The organism is Niallia sp. NCCP-28, from assembly GCF_023168165.1.
Classification (GTDB): Bacteria; Bacillota; Bacilli; order Bacillales; family Cytobacillaceae; genus Niallia.
The window spans coordinates 131,049-144,677 of the sequence record NZ_BQYJ01000003.1; the positions used below are offsets into that span (position 1 = coordinate 131,049).

The following is a 13,629-nucleotide window of genomic DNA, read 5'->3' on the forward strand; positions in this document are numbered from 1 at the left end:
ATCTACATATAGTAACCGGACAGTAAACTCCATTGTTATTGTTTCTTTTAATTACATTACTTTCTTATTTATTTTGTGTTCATTTTAACCCTAAAATACAAAAGCAATTAATATAACAAAAAACTAAAATATTCCTTGGTCATTGCATTACAATAAAGCAGCATATAATCTATACTTAAAAACAGTCGTAATTTATTTTCGTATCTTTTTTGCTGAAAGGCAGGAAAATACAAGGAAATTATAGAATTATTTATTATGAAAAAAACATAGAATAAAGAATAAAAAATGCAAAAACAGCTAATACTTAAGTTAGAACATATTTTATTCTGCAGCGGAATAAAACCCTGATTCTATGAATATGTTGGTAAAAACGACAGGAGTGTGAGAATATGGTTCAAGTGTATGTTAATAGTCCGTCCAGTTTAAAAATAGGTTTATCTGTCGCATTAGAAGCAACGTCAAAAGCATTAGCTCCACAAAGCATTGAGAACTTAAGAAAACTTTCAAAAAATATTCCGAATGAACCAGAAGGATATTCTTTAGAAATTTCTAAATATACAGCGTCCAATTTTATTGAATGTGTGGAAAATTTTAAACATACCATAACATTCCGATCCATTAGAGAAGATTTGCGAGAGGCATTAGTTAATTTTGAAAATCAAGCATCTTAATAAATGAAAGCGCTTTATAATGGGCGCGATTATTCAATTTGGCTGGTAAGCTAAGGGTATTAATCAAACTAATATAAAAAGCTGAGAACAAAAGAAACTATTTTTCTTTTAGTTTATAGTAGGAAAATCCTGACAACAATACATTAGTATGCTGTGATATCAGGATTTTTTTGCAGGAAAAAATGATGCTTACAACAGTAATTATTTTATTTGCAATCAAAATAGTGGGATATAAGTGTAAGCATAAAAAGAGCCGAATCATTTTTTTAGCGAATTTTATTAGAGTGTGTTGGTTCAGTAATGTGTTTTTTTGTGGGAAAGTTTTCCTGTATATTGGCTGGCATTAAATTAGATGTTAAGTTTCTAAATGATGAGATATTTACTTTTTTATGTTTATTGTTTTTATTATAACGATTGTGATAACAAGATTGTTAAAAGTAATCTGTCAATTGGACAGCAAATAAAACAGAGGTTTCAAATATAGCATCTAATAGCAGCATCTAAAAAAAGGTGCTGCTTTTTGCTTTTCAGGCAAGATGAAAGTGATCAAGTATTTGCTTGATCAGTAAATATTAACGAAATAAATTATTTAATACAGGCACTAAAACATGAAAGTTCGGTTTAACGATAAAGTCTTTTGCACCGATTGTTAACGCATCAATTATCAATCTTTTTTGTCCCATTGCTGAACAAATAATGACATTTGCTTTAGGATTAAATTCTATTACTTCCTTTAGTACGTCCATGCCCTCTTTTCGGGGCATCGTTAAGTCTAGCAATAAGATATCGGGTGAATATTTTTTATAGAGAAAAATAGCCTCACATCCATCTGAAGCTTCAGCTATCACTTGATAGTCGCCTGTTGATAAATAGCGTTTTAATAAATTTCTCATAAACATAGAATCATCTGCAATCACTACATTTTTATGCATTCTATATCAATGCTCCCTTTTCTTAAATTGGCAAATGAAAGAAATAGGTTTTTACGAGATAATCTCGGTAGCCCGGCTGCCATCGCTATATGCATTAGGCCCGTGGCTTTGCGTCTTTTACTTTCGTAAAATTTGCCATTGATTCTATAGTATCATATATTTTATAGTCATTTAGATCTATTTTACTATTTAGGTAGTGTTAAAGACCCTTTTTTATATTTTGTTTTGTTATAAAATAGGTATTTTATAACAAAACATTTGACGAGAAAAATAAATTAAGGAATTTCACGGATAAAAAGGGAAATTATGTTTATATCTGCATAGTTACAGATGAATTAATCCTTTTTGTAACTATTTCCATGTTCAGCCGTGTTATTTCTGAAGATGAGGATGCAATGAAAGATAATATTGACAATCTTTATCATCTGTACTTTCAGGATTTATATTATTTTCTTTTCTTCTTTCGCTTTCCATAACCAGCAGACAGCAGAAGATATCCTTGAAGAAACATTCTGGCATGCCCATCTATATTTGGAAAATTACCAAGAAAAAATGTGAAAACATAGAATTTTATTGGCGTTTATTATGCATTTATTGATTATTTTCGAAAAATATATATAAGTTAGAAAAAGAATAAAAAAGAAGGAGCAGAAAATGTTTGATAGGTTGGAAGAACATATTCTTTTGCTGGAAAAAAGGTTAATGACATACAATTTAGAGGAACTGCATTCCCTGCTTGCCGATAATTTTTATGAGTTTGGCAGTTATGGTTCAACCTTAAGAAAAAAGAGGAGGGACATTAATTTACAGTCCCTAAGAAAAGAAAGGGGAGGTTATTATAATTATTCAGCCACAATCATTTGCCGTTCGGAATATGCGGTATACGATAAGGTCAGCTATGGAAAAGGATGCAAAAGCTTTATCAGAATTAAGGCTTGAGATAGATGGGGAAACAGAGAATTTAGATAGAGAGAAAGGAGAAGCATTTATTGATGAAGCAGGCTTTAAACAAATCATACAAACAGATGGCCAAAAAAGCTGCAATCTTTTTTTAGTAGGAGAAGTGGAGAACAAAATTGTCGGATTTTCCCGCTGTGAAGGAAATGATCTAAAAAGGTTTGCCCACAAATTGGAATTTGGGGTATGTGTAATGCAAAAGTACTGGGGATACGGAATCGGCAAAAATTTATTAAAACAATCTATTAATTGGGCAGATTTACATGCTATTAAAAAAATGACATTAACTGTTTTAGAAACAAATGAAAAAGCAATCGAGCTTTATAAAAACTTAGGATTCGAAATGGAAGGGATACTAAAACAAGATAAGCGGCTTTCAGATGGAAATTATTATAATACCATTGTGATGGGGCGAATAAATGAATAGAAAATAGAGTCACTTGAGAAGTTTTGGAATAGAGTTATTCTGTCCATATTTTAATATAAATCATTAATGATATCACAGCGAATCAATTGTTCAGTAACAAAATACAGCACAAAAATAATAGGAACTCTTAATAGAATATTTCCTTAATAAAAAATGGAGGAAAGTATGGGATTAACACATGAATTTTATTTGATTCCTGATACAACGGAATTAAAGGAGTTTTATTTGAATGCAAAAAAAATCAATGGAATAGCAGAAAGTATCGCCATTTCTGATGATATTATTACATATATATACGATTCATTAGAATGGATTCCGAGTAAAAATCCTGCGACAAATCAATCATCAGCTAAAGCTTATGGATTTAATTATTATGGAGTGACGTTGTTTGATGTTCATTCTGCAGCAGCTTTAAAAGGAGTTTTTGCTGGCTGGAGAGATTTATTTCAATATGCCCCTGATTTGATAACGCTTAAAGGAACATTCATTTATGGAGAGGGAAACAATCAAGCAGGAGAATATGAAAAAATTATAGTAAATAGAAAAGAATTGCTTAGTTTTTTTGATAAAATTATTTCTATGGCAGATCGGTTGGCAGAAGGGAATTATTATGTGTATCATTGCGGGATATAAGTTTGTTCTATATGTCTATACTGTCTGATATATGTTGTTATTAAACTGGCAAGTAGCTATAACTATTGTATAAGTCATTGATTCAACATAAAAAGCTCTATTACATATGATAAAAGTTAAAATGATAGGTATAAAAAAGGTGGGATTTACAATAAAACTTCCGAATGGAGTGACTGGTTTTTATATGAATGAAGGAATGATTCCTCCATTGGTAGATGAGAAGCAATTTAAACAACTATGCTTTCATTTTGCAGCATATAATGGGGGAAAAGTAATCGGTTTTTCTCCATTTCAGGGCAATACAAATTTCTATTATGCACAAATGGATGTATTTAACAGAAAGTTTTTTATATTGCTTAATAAATACTATCCTTATCTTGCTTGTGCTTCTGTTGTTGAATATGAACGTATTTTGTTTATGGATATCCCTCCGCTTTTTGATCAGTTTTCTTTATATTATCAAATTGTGCATGAAGTAGACCTGGATATTTCTGCAAGTCAAATGTTGATGAGTGAGTTAAATAAGGCGGAATTAAAACAAATTGCTTATTGGAAACCCCAAAACATTGGACAAATTATTTTTAATTATTGGGACTAGATGAAAAAGGCACCTTCATTATTAAAATGCAAACATAATGGCTTATTTTTCGCTTTGTATCGATAAAAAGGACTGTTTTCTAATAGGGCAAGAGACATATTCAGCAATTGTCCATTTGGGGAAATGATTAAGGCTGCACCACCCAATACTGCACTTATGCCTAGAAAAAAATGCAAAATAATTAAAAATAGGCAAGCAAATGGTTTTTTTTTTATAAAAAACATTTAATTAGTCAGCTCCATTCATCTGCATTTGATTTTATTATAAACTAAGTTAACAGAATAAAAGTTTGAATTTATAGAAAGATGAGACATTTTTGTGACTAATTTTTCAACTGTTTATCTTTTTGGAAAGGGACAACTTAACAGGAAACATATCAATAGTTTTGAAATTAGAAATAGATTGCTAATTATAGAGAAAGGTTTTGAAAAGCGGTTATCAATAAAATAAAGGGGGGATTTTTAATGGAGATAAGAGTAGATGATTTAACAGGGAAAGAAATTATTGAATTAATTGGGGAGCATTTGCAGGGGATGTCATTAAATTCACCGCCTGAGAGTATTCACGCGCTAGATCTTGAGAAACTGAAAAAACCAGAAATCACTTTTTGGAGTGTATGGGAGAATGGGGAGCTGGCTGGCTGTGGAGCTCTAAAAGAGCTGAACAAAAAGCATGGGGAGTTAAAATCTATGCGCACTTCTTCCAATCATTTGCGAAAAGGGATAGCGAGGAATCTTCTTCATCACATTATAGAGGAAGCAAAACAAAGGGGCTATTCAAAGATAAGTTTAGAAACGGGGGCGATGGAAGCTTTTATGCCTGCAAGGAAATTATATGAAAGCTTTGGATTCAGGTACTGCAAACCTTTTGCGGGCTATCAGGAAGATCCAAATAGTGTATTTATGGAGAAAAATTTATCCCCCATTAATGGGCTTCTGACTCCGACTACAAGATTATGAGAGGAAACGAGAAATCTAGGTGAAGGACTATTACCCGTAAAAGCCTAATTAGTTCGACAAATAAAATCGGAAAGGAGAACCCCACTGTTTGAAGGTTCACGTTATAATATTAGTTTATCAAAATATAGCAAGGAGAAATAAATGTTATGATAAAACTGATAGACAAGGTATCCAGCGTTTTTGCTGGAATTGATGCTATTTATTTTTGTAAAACCAAACTAGATGACTATCAACTTTTTAAACATGATTTAAATAATGTTTAAAAAATTCATCAAGATGCATATTTAAGTTTGCGTAGGGAGCTGTCAAAAGATTGTGTTGTTATCCGAATAAATGATAAGTTGCTGGATGATGGATGGCAGAGGAAAGCTATTCAAGGAAAAAATATTTTTTTTTTTTGCAAAACCGCTAAATTTACTTTCATTGCAACCTTTCCAGCCATCATCTCGTAAATAAAGCAAAAAGCTTTTTAATTCGCAGTAATGATTTTTTGACCATCATCTTGAGAGGATAAGAAAAACGAGAAGTTTAGGTGGGAATCACTGCACGCACAGGACTGATTGAAGTTTCATTTGATTATTTTTAATTGCATAAATGTTAAAGGGGAGATGAAGCATGTTTATTGGAATGCAGACATTGCCAGTTGTTTATGTTGAGAATAATCTTCAAAAAACATTAGAAAATATCACTATTACTTTTAATGGAAATAAAGAGAAGGAACCTACTTTTAAAAGCATAAAAAGTGGGGAAAGAGTATTTACTGGATTGTATAATAAGTTTGATGAGATAAGAGCAATTTATTTAAAATATTATAATGATAAACTAGCGATAATGGAAAAGCAGCAAATTTATAAAGCGTTTAACACCAACATTTTAGGAGCAGTGGGAACTATTTTAGTGGAAATCATCGGGCAGCAAAAAGATGGGAGATTAGAACTGAAGATAACGGAAAACTTTTCTTAAATCATTTAATGGGAGATAAAAGGGCAGTGAGAATTCATATCGTGAATTCTTATTGCCCTTTTGATTTTAAAGCATTATGAATAATTGTTTAATATTTTTTGTTGCGAAGGTGGATTCCAGCATTTCCTTTTTTATAAATACCTCTTTTTTGTGTAAACAATCTTTCTGTTGGGTAAACTGCAAAAAAAAGTATGTAGTTAAGAAAGGAGTGCTTGTGATGGAACAAAGGGAAGCATCTTCTGCTCGTTATGATTATTTATCTGCTAATCTTTGGTCAGGTATTTTTTTCGGATTAGGCATGGTTGCTTTTATTGATGAAACTATTTTTCATCAGCTTTTGCATTGGCATCATTTTTATGATAAATCGACAACAGGCATTGGACTTATTTCGGACGGCTTATTTCATGCTTTCAGTTGGTTTGCGACCATTGTAAGCTTATTTATAGTGGCAGATTTGCGAAAAAAAGGTGGCTATTGGTTTAAAAGATGGTGGGGAGGCGTACAATTTGGAGGCGGCTGTTTTCAGCTCTATGATGGAACGATTCAGCATAAACTTATGGGTCTTCACCAAATTCGTTATGTGGATAATGTTTATCTTTATGATTGGGTATGGAATAGCATTGCCGTATTGATGATTGCAACAGGAAGCTATTTGCTTGTCGCCACTGGGAGAAAAGCACATGTTTGGAGAATGGCAAACAAATGAATAATAACCATGTCCACCAGCATCAGGCTATTTCCATGGATCCTTTTATTATTGTATTTTTTTCTTTTATGATTATGGTTTATTTGTTTTGTATTTTTTTATCCAATAAAAAATACAAAAAATGGCCGCTTAATCGTGTGATTTTATGGATAATAGGGATGATTTGTGCTGCCATTTCACTTGCTGGTCCAATTGCAGAGCATGCTTCCATTGATTTTCGTGCACATATGCTTGGACATCTGATTCTTGGTATGCTTGCACCAATTTTTGTGATTTTTTCATGCCCAATGACGCTTTTATTAAGAACAATACCAATTCAAGCCGCTCGTATAGCAGCAAAAGTGCTGCAGTCGCTGCCTATACGGATTTACAGCAATCCTTTTGTAGCAGCATTGCTTCATATGGGTGGGTTATGGATTCTTTATACGACAAATCTATATGCTTTTATGCATGAATCGATTCTAATCTATTTTGTTATTCACCTGCATATTTTTTTTGCAGGCTACTTATTTATATGGTCGCTGCTTGACATTGACTTAAAACCGCATCGAACTAGTTTTTTCTATCGAGCGTCAGTGTTAATTGTTGCTCTGGCAAGTCATGGCATCCTTTCCAAATATATCTATGCCTATCCGCCGATTGGTGTGGTGAAACACCAGGCAGAAACAGGGGGAATGTTGATGTATTATGGAGGGGATGTCATTGATGGGGTGCTCATTTTTCTTTTTTGTCTCCAGTGGTATAAAAAAAGGCGAATTCCATTTATCCAAGGAAGCAAGAATCATCAGCGTTTCCAGATGTAATGCAAAAAAATGCAGCTTACAGTTTGGTTGATTTTATGCGGGCAATAATGTACTCAGATTGAAGCAACAAAAAAATAAAAAAGATAGGTGCAAAAATTGCAACTAATTTTCTATGCCAATCTAGATTATGTTTCATTAACAGCCCTGAAATAAGGGGATTTGCCAGTATATTGATTAGCAGAAGAATCATCTTTATCCTCCTTTTTATTTTTAGATTGTGTTTTTATTGGAAAAACATGCAGAAAGTTTGTGATTTAAATGTGCTTTTGCTAAAAATAAAACTAATTTAAAATGTATTATTCAGTTAGCTTACACGCTTTTTTAGAGTCAAAATAAATTGAAACCATACAATTTGTATGATAATACCCACTGCTAGACCAATCATCGTATCCCTCATTCTATCGATTGCATAATGTTGGGTTTGTTGTTCAAATACAAACACAAATAAAATGGTTAGCGCGACTTGGTGAATGGTAACTTTATCTGATTTTAAATATTTGGTGCTAAGCCCGCCGATCAAAATCAATAGGCCTAAATTCCATCCGTTTACACTTAGTTTTTTTGCAATAAGAACGGTAAGAAATATGCCGATGACTGTTCCAATTAAACGTTTTACTGATAACGTTATCGTTTGATTCATCGTCGATTGCAGGCATAAAATAACGGACAATGGAGCTAAATAAGGATGGTGTGAACCTAATAGTTTAGCCAATTCCCAAGATAAAGTCGAACCAATCGCTAGCTTCCAGATCAAAGCAGTTAAATTTTCATTAGGATGGGAAGTGTTCATATTAATCTCCTTTGTTTTTTAGGTAGTATGCCATTCTGCTTCTCAATCATTCTTTATGTATGGAGTAAAGAATGATTTTTTTGATTGTTTTTTGGTAAAATGGAAGAAGAAAAGCTAAGTATCCCTATTTGCGAAGGAGGAGCCAAATGGAAGCATAATGAAACAATTAAAAATGGTTGGATACATAAAGTTACAGAAGATTTTACAAGCTTTTCAGAGCTGGAAAAACCGAATAAATGGTCAAAAAGAAGTGTTAGGATATCTGTGATACTCCGCTATTAGAAATTTGTAGTGCTTGTTAAAGATTCATTATAATTCACAGCCATTGCTATTTTTCTTATAATCAAAATCAGTCGATCGTTTGCTGTGGATAAATAGAAACCTATTTAAAATAGATCTGTGCTTAAATAAGCATGAACTTAACACTAAATACTTCAAGTGATGGATGCTCTAGTATAGGTCATTAGACCCTAATTAAGTATATTTTTAATAGAAAAAATGATAAAATATATATTATGATCTGATAAATCGAATGTGAAATGGAAGAAAAAATCCGTATGTAAAAAAGTAGACAATGATGGAATGAACCAGACTCCATTCATGAAAAACCATATATCCAGAAAGTTTCATGCCAATATCGATGCCTAATGACAGGAGAATAAATATCGCTGCTAATCTCCATTTGTTTTGTTTGGTAAAGTAATTAAGATAAAGAATGGCTAAGGATGTTGGGATAAAAGTATAGCAAAATATTTCGCCAAGTCCTGTTAATTTTGGGTTTCCAAGGTCTAAAAGATTAAATACTCTTCCAATAAGCCCGTCACAAAACCAAGTAATAAAAGCAATTATCCCAAAAGTAATATATATTTCTTTCCAATTAATGTTTTTTTTCGGAATGAAAATGACAATAAGCAAAAGAATAATGCTCATCGATACAGGGAACCAAAGACCTTTGGCATGTAAATCTAGATTGCTTATTAGTTGATTCATTAAAGAAGTCTCCTTTAATTAAAATTTAATTCTTACAGTTATCGTTTGAAAAAGCATGGCTGCTTATTCATAAAGAACAGGCAATAAATATGTTAGGAAAATAAATAATGAAGCTGAATAGAAGGAAGTAGCCATATTTAATAATTGGCGGTGAATGTTGATTAGAATTCCCCACCCCTTTTTATACATCTATTGATATAGGGAAAAGAGGGTGATGGTAATTATTAGAAATTCAGAAAAAAAGATTAGTCAAATACTTTGGCAAGGATATGCTGCCCTTAATGTATGGAGGTTTTTTATATGAGCAAAAAGCATAAATTAGATTATCAATCGCCAATTGGGGTGATAGAAATAGTCGGTTCTGAGGAAGGCATATATTCTATCTTATTTCCAGAAAGAGAAGAAGTCCTTTATAGGATGACAAGGGAAACCCCAGAACTGCTAAAAGATTGTTATATGCAGCTAGATGAATATTTTAAGGGGACACGATATGAATTTGATATTCCCTATTTATTGGAAGGAACCGTTTTTCAAAAAAATGTATGGACTGCATTAACAATCATTCCATATGCAAAAACAGGGTCTTATAAAGATATTGCTGTTTCCGTTGGCAATGAAAAGGCTGTCCGAGCAGTCGGTAGCACCAATGGAAAAAATAAATTAAGCATTATAATCCCATGTCATAGAATTATTGGAGCAAACGGAAAGTTAACTGGATATGCGGGTGGCTTATGGAGAAAAGAATGGCTTCTTCATCATGAAAGAACAAATGAGCTAAAAAGGCTAGAAGACATCCATCTATCTAAGCATCAATTCGAATAAAGCTTTGAGCAAATGGATTAGTTATCTATTATATAATTGACAGTGAATCATATGCTGATAATTAGAATCAATTGATTATCAGCGCGTCCATTAACATAGTCTTGGCATTAGAAATAATAAATTACACTAATCATTAAAGATATCAATCCTGCTAATCAAAAATGACTTGTCGCCGCTGTTCTAAAATGTGCGATGGGTTTTGTGCTATTTAATGAAAAATGGCTCTTTGCTGTTCTCCACTTGTCCATACTCCTAAAAACCGCAGGAAATAAGAATAAAAGCAGTATTCATAATAAGAAAAAATGCTATTCCTCCCTCTTTTATCTGATTAAGCAATATAATTTGTTTTATTTTATTACTCATTAACGGACTTTGGACCCCGTCCCCCAAGGTTATTAAAAAACAGAAATCTAGGTAAGAGAAACTGGCCATAAAGGTTTGATTGAAGTTTCGCTTTATTGCAGAAACTTCCATTTTAAAAAGTATTGGAACTTTTTAAAATGAAAATCGTCTAACAATAAAAAGGGGGAATAGTCTTGGGGAAAAAATTTATAGTGATTATAATCTTTGCTGTATTGGCTTCAGTAGTAATGATTAAGTTTTTCTCTGGCCAAGGGGAGCCGCCGGAGGCATTCATCAAAATCAACGGCAAAGATATTGCACTGGAAAGGGGTTCTTATCAATGGACATCAAGATACATGCTGTCTTATAGTACTGAAATTGCAGATGCAGCTTCGCCAAATCAAATGGCAGAACATATGGAGGCTGTAGGCATTAAGCAGAAATCAGTTGGAGAGATAACTTTCAGTGATGATTCTAATCCAAAAATTCATGCATATATATGGAGTAGTTCAGAAAGAAGCAAAGCATTGACAATGAAAAATAATAAACTGATATTGCCGACAGAACAAGGGAAGCATGTTATTGAAGTAGAGTCCATCTGGAAAAAAGGCAATGCTTCGTATGTATTTGTGGCAGAAACACAATAGAAAAAATAAATCAAATCTTTAATAAACAAGGAGCAGTCAATAATCGATAAATCGACTTATTGACTGCTCCTTTTATATTCAAAAATACGAATATATCAATATTTCAGATAGCCAAATGTTTTTTGATAATTATTGTTTCTTATTAGTGAATTCATTAAACGAATATTCCAAGTGATTTGTCAGCCTGCTTCTGGGATAATTCTAGCGATTAAAAATATAAAATAACAAGACCAATAATTGTAGAATGATGGAAACAAACAAAAAAAGATTTATGTGAAAAAAAGTTCCTTTTTCAACATAATCCCGGTTTGGGTACTAGATTCGCTAGCTATATATCTAGTCCATATGCCATCGCTGCTGGAAAATATAAAGATAATAAAGGTAAAAAGCACTCGAATAAAAAATATAACTTCCATATAGGAATGGGGAAAAGATGGCAGTGCTTATAAAAGTGGCTAACATTCCTAATGCTATCTTAGATATTAGCGAAATAACGTTTTATTCATAACAATTCCATCCTTCTTTTTATTTTATTAAAATCATTTAAAAATAAAAAGAAGAGATGAATTAGTCCATTTTTCAGCTGTTTGGTATAGATAATATATTTTTCCATAAACTACTTTTAATCGCAAAATGTGGTCAAATTTTTTTATATTGGAGCAATTGAGCATGAAATGGAGACAAACACTAATCATTTTGTTGAGCTGCTGTCTATTAACAGGGTGCTGGGATAGAAAAGAACTTTTGCAAACGAGCATTGTTACGGGCATTGCAATTGATGCCGGAGAGAAAAAAAAGTACAGAGTATCATTAGAGGTTCTTAATTCCACTGAATTAAATACGCAAACAGCAAAAGGAGAAACTCCTGCTGTTGTTTTTACAGTAGAGGGAAATACGATTTCCGAATTACTGCATAAAATGAATGTGGCTGCTTCTCAAAAATTTATTTACTCTCATATGCGATTGTTAGCGATAAGTGAAGATGCTGTTAATGACTTGCTGTTGGATTTTCTTGACTTTTTTGAGAGGAATAGGGAAATTCGTTCTGATTTTAATATTGTATTAGTCAAAGGGAATCGTGCAGAAGATATTTTAAAAGTAGTCAGTCCTGTATATAAAAATTCCTCCCTAAAAATAGGTGCCCAATTAACCCAAATGTTTCGGGGATGGGGAGGGGATCCTGGGATGCGTCTAGATGATTTTATTCGTATTCTAACAAGTGAAGGTCAAGTTCCTGTGCTTGCCAATTTAAGCATTAAAGGGGATCTAAACAAAGGGATGCGAGTCGATAATCTAAAAAATGTAACACCAGATGCAACGGTCAAATTGGAACCTTTGGCAGTTTTTAAAAACAGCAAAGTAGTCGGATATTTAACATTAGATGATACGCGCAATCTATTGATGATTCAAAATAAAATGAAACAAACTTATATAGGAGTTCCTTGCGATAATAAAAAAAATATAGTAGGGGTTCATATTGTCAGATCAACCGCAGATGTATCAGCAAAGGAAATAAAAGAGGTCCCAACATTTCGAGTGAAAATTCGAACAGTTGCTATCCTTGAAGAGGTCGGCTGTAAAAAAGATTTATTAAACAACAAAACATTTGGTCAGTATGAAAAACTTATTAATAATCAAATAAACGAAGATATCCATCAATTAGTGACGAAAATGCAAAAAGAATATCAGGCAGATATCTTTGGGTTTGGTGAATTATTGAGGGAAAATGATTATAAACATTTTAAAAAATATAAAAACAACTGGGATGAAGGGTTTGTAAAATCAAAAGTATATGTTGACTTTAAAGTCAAGATAAGACGCAGTGGCACTAGAACAAATGGCTATAAGGAAGATAAATCATAAAAAGGCAAAAATCCATCATTATTCAATGATGGATTTGCAGCTAGGACATGTTATTTCTGTGCGTTGTCTAAATTGAATGCGTTTAAAATCTCTTTTGTCAAATGTTGCATGGTGTTTATAGGTAGTGCCGCATACGCAATGCTGACTGTCTTTTACAACATGACGAATGCTCGTTTTTTCAGTTAAAACGGTTGGATAGAACAATTTTTTTCCTCTTTTCTAATTTTAATAAGGCAAATTAGAAAGAATATATCGATTTTTACAAGACTGAATCTTGGCAACCCGGCTGCCATAGCTAGTGCTTTAGGCCCGTGGCTTTGCGTCTTTTACTTTCGTAAAATTTGCCCAATTTAATTTTACCATTATATTGGCTTTAGTCAATGAATAAAGTAGGGTATTTTAAATGATTTGTTATGTTTTTTAAGTAATAATAAGGATTGTTTTTTGAAAAAAAATAGATTTATAGGATAATAGCTTTAAATTTTTTTATTTTTTTGACTATAGCCAATCCTATAGTCTTTTAAGC

General features: G+C 32.4%; 19 protein-coding genes and 2 riboswitches. Of the genes, 13 read left to right on the plus strand and 6 right to left on the minus strand.

Translation table 11 applies throughout. The annotated features are described in order from the left end of the window. Positions 1-389 precede the first annotated feature (389 nt). Entirely contained in the window at positions 390-671 is a 282-nt protein-coding gene (locus NCCP28_RS09935; RefSeq protein ID WP_248561263.1) for a hypothetical protein, read from the plus strand. A gap of 572 nt (positions 672-1,243) precedes the next feature. Here NCCP28_RS09935 and NCCP28_RS09940 read toward each other — a convergent pair. Continuing rightward, complete coding sequence (locus tag NCCP28_RS09940) at positions 1,244-1,603, minus strand: response regulator (protein ID WP_248561264.1); 360 nt, start codon at positions 1,601-1,603, stop codon at positions 1,244-1,246. Positions 1,604-1,666: 63 nt separating this feature from the next. Then, a riboswitch (cyclic di-GMP riboswitch) is annotated at positions 1,667-1,750 on the minus strand. Between the two features lie 507 nt (positions 1,751-2,257). On the opposite strand from NCCP28_RS09940, the gene NCCP28_RS09945 reads away from it, so the two are divergent. The 4 genes from NCCP28_RS09945 (at position 2,258) to NCCP28_RS09960 (ending at position 4,218) form a co-directional block, all read left to right on the plus strand. Beyond that, positions 2,258-2,542, plus strand: coding sequence for a hypothetical protein (locus NCCP28_RS09945; RefSeq protein WP_248561265.1), 285 nt, complete (start codon positions 2,258-2,260; stop codon positions 2,540-2,542). Then, positions 2,442-2,987, plus strand: a complete 546-nt coding sequence (locus NCCP28_RS09950) for a GNAT family N-acetyltransferase (RefSeq protein ID WP_248561764.1) — start codon at positions 2,442-2,444, stop codon at positions 2,985-2,987. The genes NCCP28_RS09945 and NCCP28_RS09950 overlap by 101 nt, the downstream gene beginning before the upstream one ends. A gap of 165 nt (positions 2,988-3,152) precedes the next feature. Next, positions 3,153-3,620: a hypothetical protein gene (locus NCCP28_RS09955; RefSeq protein WP_248561266.1), complete on the plus strand. Its 468-nt coding sequence runs from the start codon at positions 3,153-3,155 to the stop codon at positions 3,618-3,620. A gap of 139 nt (positions 3,621-3,759) precedes the next feature. Further along, positions 3,760-4,218: a hypothetical protein gene (locus tag NCCP28_RS09960; RefSeq protein WP_248561267.1), complete on the plus strand. Its 459-nt coding sequence runs from the start codon at positions 3,760-3,762 to the stop codon at positions 4,216-4,218. On the opposite strand, the gene NCCP28_RS09965 is transcribed toward NCCP28_RS09960, so the two are convergent. Further along, a complete protein-coding gene (locus NCCP28_RS09965) occupies positions 4,215-4,442 on the minus strand; it encodes a hypothetical protein (RefSeq protein WP_248561268.1) in 228 nt (75 codons plus the stop codon). The genes NCCP28_RS09960 and NCCP28_RS09965 overlap by 4 nt on opposite strands. 240 nt (positions 4,443-4,682) lie before the next feature. On the opposite strand from NCCP28_RS09965, the gene NCCP28_RS09970 reads away from it, so the two are divergent. The 4 genes from NCCP28_RS09970 (at position 4,683) to NCCP28_RS09985 (ending at position 7,649) form a co-directional block, all read left to right on the plus strand. Continuing rightward, complete coding sequence (locus NCCP28_RS09970; protein ID WP_248561269.1) at positions 4,683-5,177, plus strand: GNAT family N-acetyltransferase; 495 nt, start codon at positions 4,683-4,685, stop codon at positions 5,175-5,177. 615 nt (positions 5,178-5,792) lie between these two features. Continuing rightward, positions 5,793-6,140, plus strand: coding sequence for a hypothetical protein (locus NCCP28_RS09975; RefSeq protein ID WP_248561270.1), 348 nt, complete (start codon positions 5,793-5,795; stop codon positions 6,138-6,140). A 217-nt stretch (positions 6,141-6,357) separates the two neighbouring features. Continuing rightward, positions 6,358-6,846, plus strand: a complete 489-nt coding sequence (locus NCCP28_RS09980; protein WP_248561271.1) for a DUF2243 domain-containing protein — start codon at positions 6,358-6,360, stop codon at positions 6,844-6,846. Continuing rightward, positions 6,843-7,649, plus strand: a complete 807-nt coding sequence (locus NCCP28_RS09985; RefSeq protein WP_248561765.1) for a cytochrome c oxidase assembly protein — start codon at positions 6,843-6,845, stop codon at positions 7,647-7,649. The genes NCCP28_RS09980 and NCCP28_RS09985 overlap by 4 nt, the downstream gene beginning before the upstream one ends. A gap of 16 nt (positions 7,650-7,665) precedes the next feature. On the opposite strand, the gene NCCP28_RS09990 is transcribed toward NCCP28_RS09985, so the two are convergent. Together NCCP28_RS09990 and NCCP28_RS09995 are read right to left on the minus strand one after the other, a co-directional pair. Further along, positions 7,666-7,839, minus strand: a complete 174-nt coding sequence (locus NCCP28_RS09990; RefSeq protein ID WP_248561272.1) for a hypothetical protein — start codon at positions 7,837-7,839, stop codon at positions 7,666-7,668. 114 nt (positions 7,840-7,953) lie between these two features. Then, positions 7,954-8,439, minus strand: a complete 486-nt coding sequence (locus tag NCCP28_RS09995; RefSeq protein ID WP_248561273.1) for an FUSC family protein — start codon at positions 8,437-8,439, stop codon at positions 7,954-7,956. A gap of 84 nt (positions 8,440-8,523) precedes the next feature. On the opposite strand from NCCP28_RS09995, the gene NCCP28_RS10000 reads away from it, so the two are divergent. Further along, a complete protein-coding gene (locus NCCP28_RS10000) occupies positions 8,524-8,721 on the plus strand; it encodes a hypothetical protein (protein WP_248561274.1) in 198 nt (65 codons plus the stop codon). A gap of 231 nt (positions 8,722-8,952) precedes the next feature. Here NCCP28_RS10000 and NCCP28_RS10005 read toward each other — a convergent pair whose 3' ends face one another. Then, positions 8,953-9,429, minus strand: coding sequence for a hypothetical protein (locus NCCP28_RS10005; protein WP_248561275.1), 477 nt, complete (start codon positions 9,427-9,429; stop codon positions 8,953-8,955). 300 nt (positions 9,430-9,729) lie between these two features. Here NCCP28_RS10005 and NCCP28_RS10010 point away from each other — a divergent pair, with 300 nt between their 5' ends. The 3 genes from NCCP28_RS10010 (at position 9,730) to NCCP28_RS10020 (ending at position 13,103) form a co-directional block, all read left to right on the plus strand. Then, positions 9,730-10,251: a methylated-DNA--[protein]-cysteine S-methyltransferase gene (locus NCCP28_RS10010; protein ID WP_248561276.1), complete on the plus strand. Its 522-nt coding sequence runs from the start codon at positions 9,730-9,732 to the stop codon at positions 10,249-10,251. Between the two features lie 536 nt (positions 10,252-10,787). Further along, entirely contained in the window at positions 10,788-11,240 is a 453-nt protein-coding gene (locus tag NCCP28_RS10015) for a hypothetical protein (RefSeq protein ID WP_248561277.1), read from the plus strand. A 669-nt stretch (positions 11,241-11,909) separates the two neighbouring features. Then, on the plus strand, positions 11,910-13,103 hold the full coding sequence (locus tag NCCP28_RS10020) for a Ger(x)C family spore germination protein (RefSeq protein ID WP_248561278.1): 1,194 nt from the start codon (positions 11,910-11,912) through the stop codon (positions 13,101-13,103). 18 nt (positions 13,104-13,121) lie between these two features. On the opposite strand, the gene NCCP28_RS10025 is transcribed toward NCCP28_RS10020, so the two are convergent. Beyond that, entirely contained in the window at positions 13,122-13,307 is a 186-nt protein-coding gene (locus tag NCCP28_RS10025) for a hypothetical protein (protein ID WP_248561279.1), read from the minus strand. Between the two features lie 69 nt (positions 13,308-13,376). Continuing rightward, positions 13,377-13,459, minus strand: a riboswitch (cyclic di-GMP riboswitch). Positions 13,460-13,629 lie beyond the last annotated feature (170 nt).

Coding starts and splice junctions, on each gene's coding strand:
- NCCP28_RS09935 (WP_248561263.1), top strand. CDS start 390: ATGGTTCAAGTGTATGTTAATAGTCCGTCCAGTTTAAAAATAGGTTTA.
- NCCP28_RS09940 (WP_248561264.1), bottom strand. CDS start 1,603: ATGCATAAAAATGTAGTGATTGCAGATGATTCTATGTTTATGAGAAAT.
- NCCP28_RS09945 (WP_248561265.1), top strand. CDS start 2,258: ATGTTTGATAGGTTGGAAGAACATATTCTTTTGCTGGAAAAAAGGTTA.
- NCCP28_RS09955 (WP_248561266.1), top strand. CDS start 3,153: ATGGGATTAACACATGAATTTTATTTGATTCCTGATACAACGGAATTA.
- NCCP28_RS09965 (WP_248561268.1), bottom strand. CDS start 4,442: ATGTTTTTTATAAAAAAAAAACCATTTGCTTGCCTATTTTTAATTATT.
- NCCP28_RS09970 (WP_248561269.1), top strand. CDS start 4,683: ATGGAGATAAGAGTAGATGATTTAACAGGGAAAGAAATTATTGAATTA.
- NCCP28_RS09975 (WP_248561270.1), top strand. CDS start 5,793: ATGTTTATTGGAATGCAGACATTGCCAGTTGTTTATGTTGAGAATAAT.
- NCCP28_RS09980 (WP_248561271.1), top strand. CDS start 6,358: ATGGAACAAAGGGAAGCATCTTCTGCTCGTTATGATTATTTATCTGCT.
- NCCP28_RS09985 (WP_248561765.1), top strand. CDS start 6,843: ATGAATAATAACCATGTCCACCAGCATCAGGCTATTTCCATGGATCCT.
- NCCP28_RS09990 (WP_248561272.1), bottom strand. CDS start 7,839: ATGATTCTTCTGCTAATCAATATACTGGCAAATCCCCTTATTTCAGGG.
- NCCP28_RS09995 (WP_248561273.1), bottom strand. CDS start 8,439: ATGAACACTTCCCATCCTAATGAAAATTTAACTGCTTTGATCTGGAAG.
- NCCP28_RS10005 (WP_248561275.1), bottom strand. CDS start 9,429: ATGAATCAACTAATAAGCAATCTAGATTTACATGCCAAAGGTCTTTGG.
- NCCP28_RS10010 (WP_248561276.1), top strand. CDS start 9,730: ATGAGCAAAAAGCATAAATTAGATTATCAATCGCCAATTGGGGTGATA.
- NCCP28_RS10020 (WP_248561278.1), top strand. CDS start 11,910: ATGAAATGGAGACAAACACTAATCATTTTGTTGAGCTGCTGTCTATTA.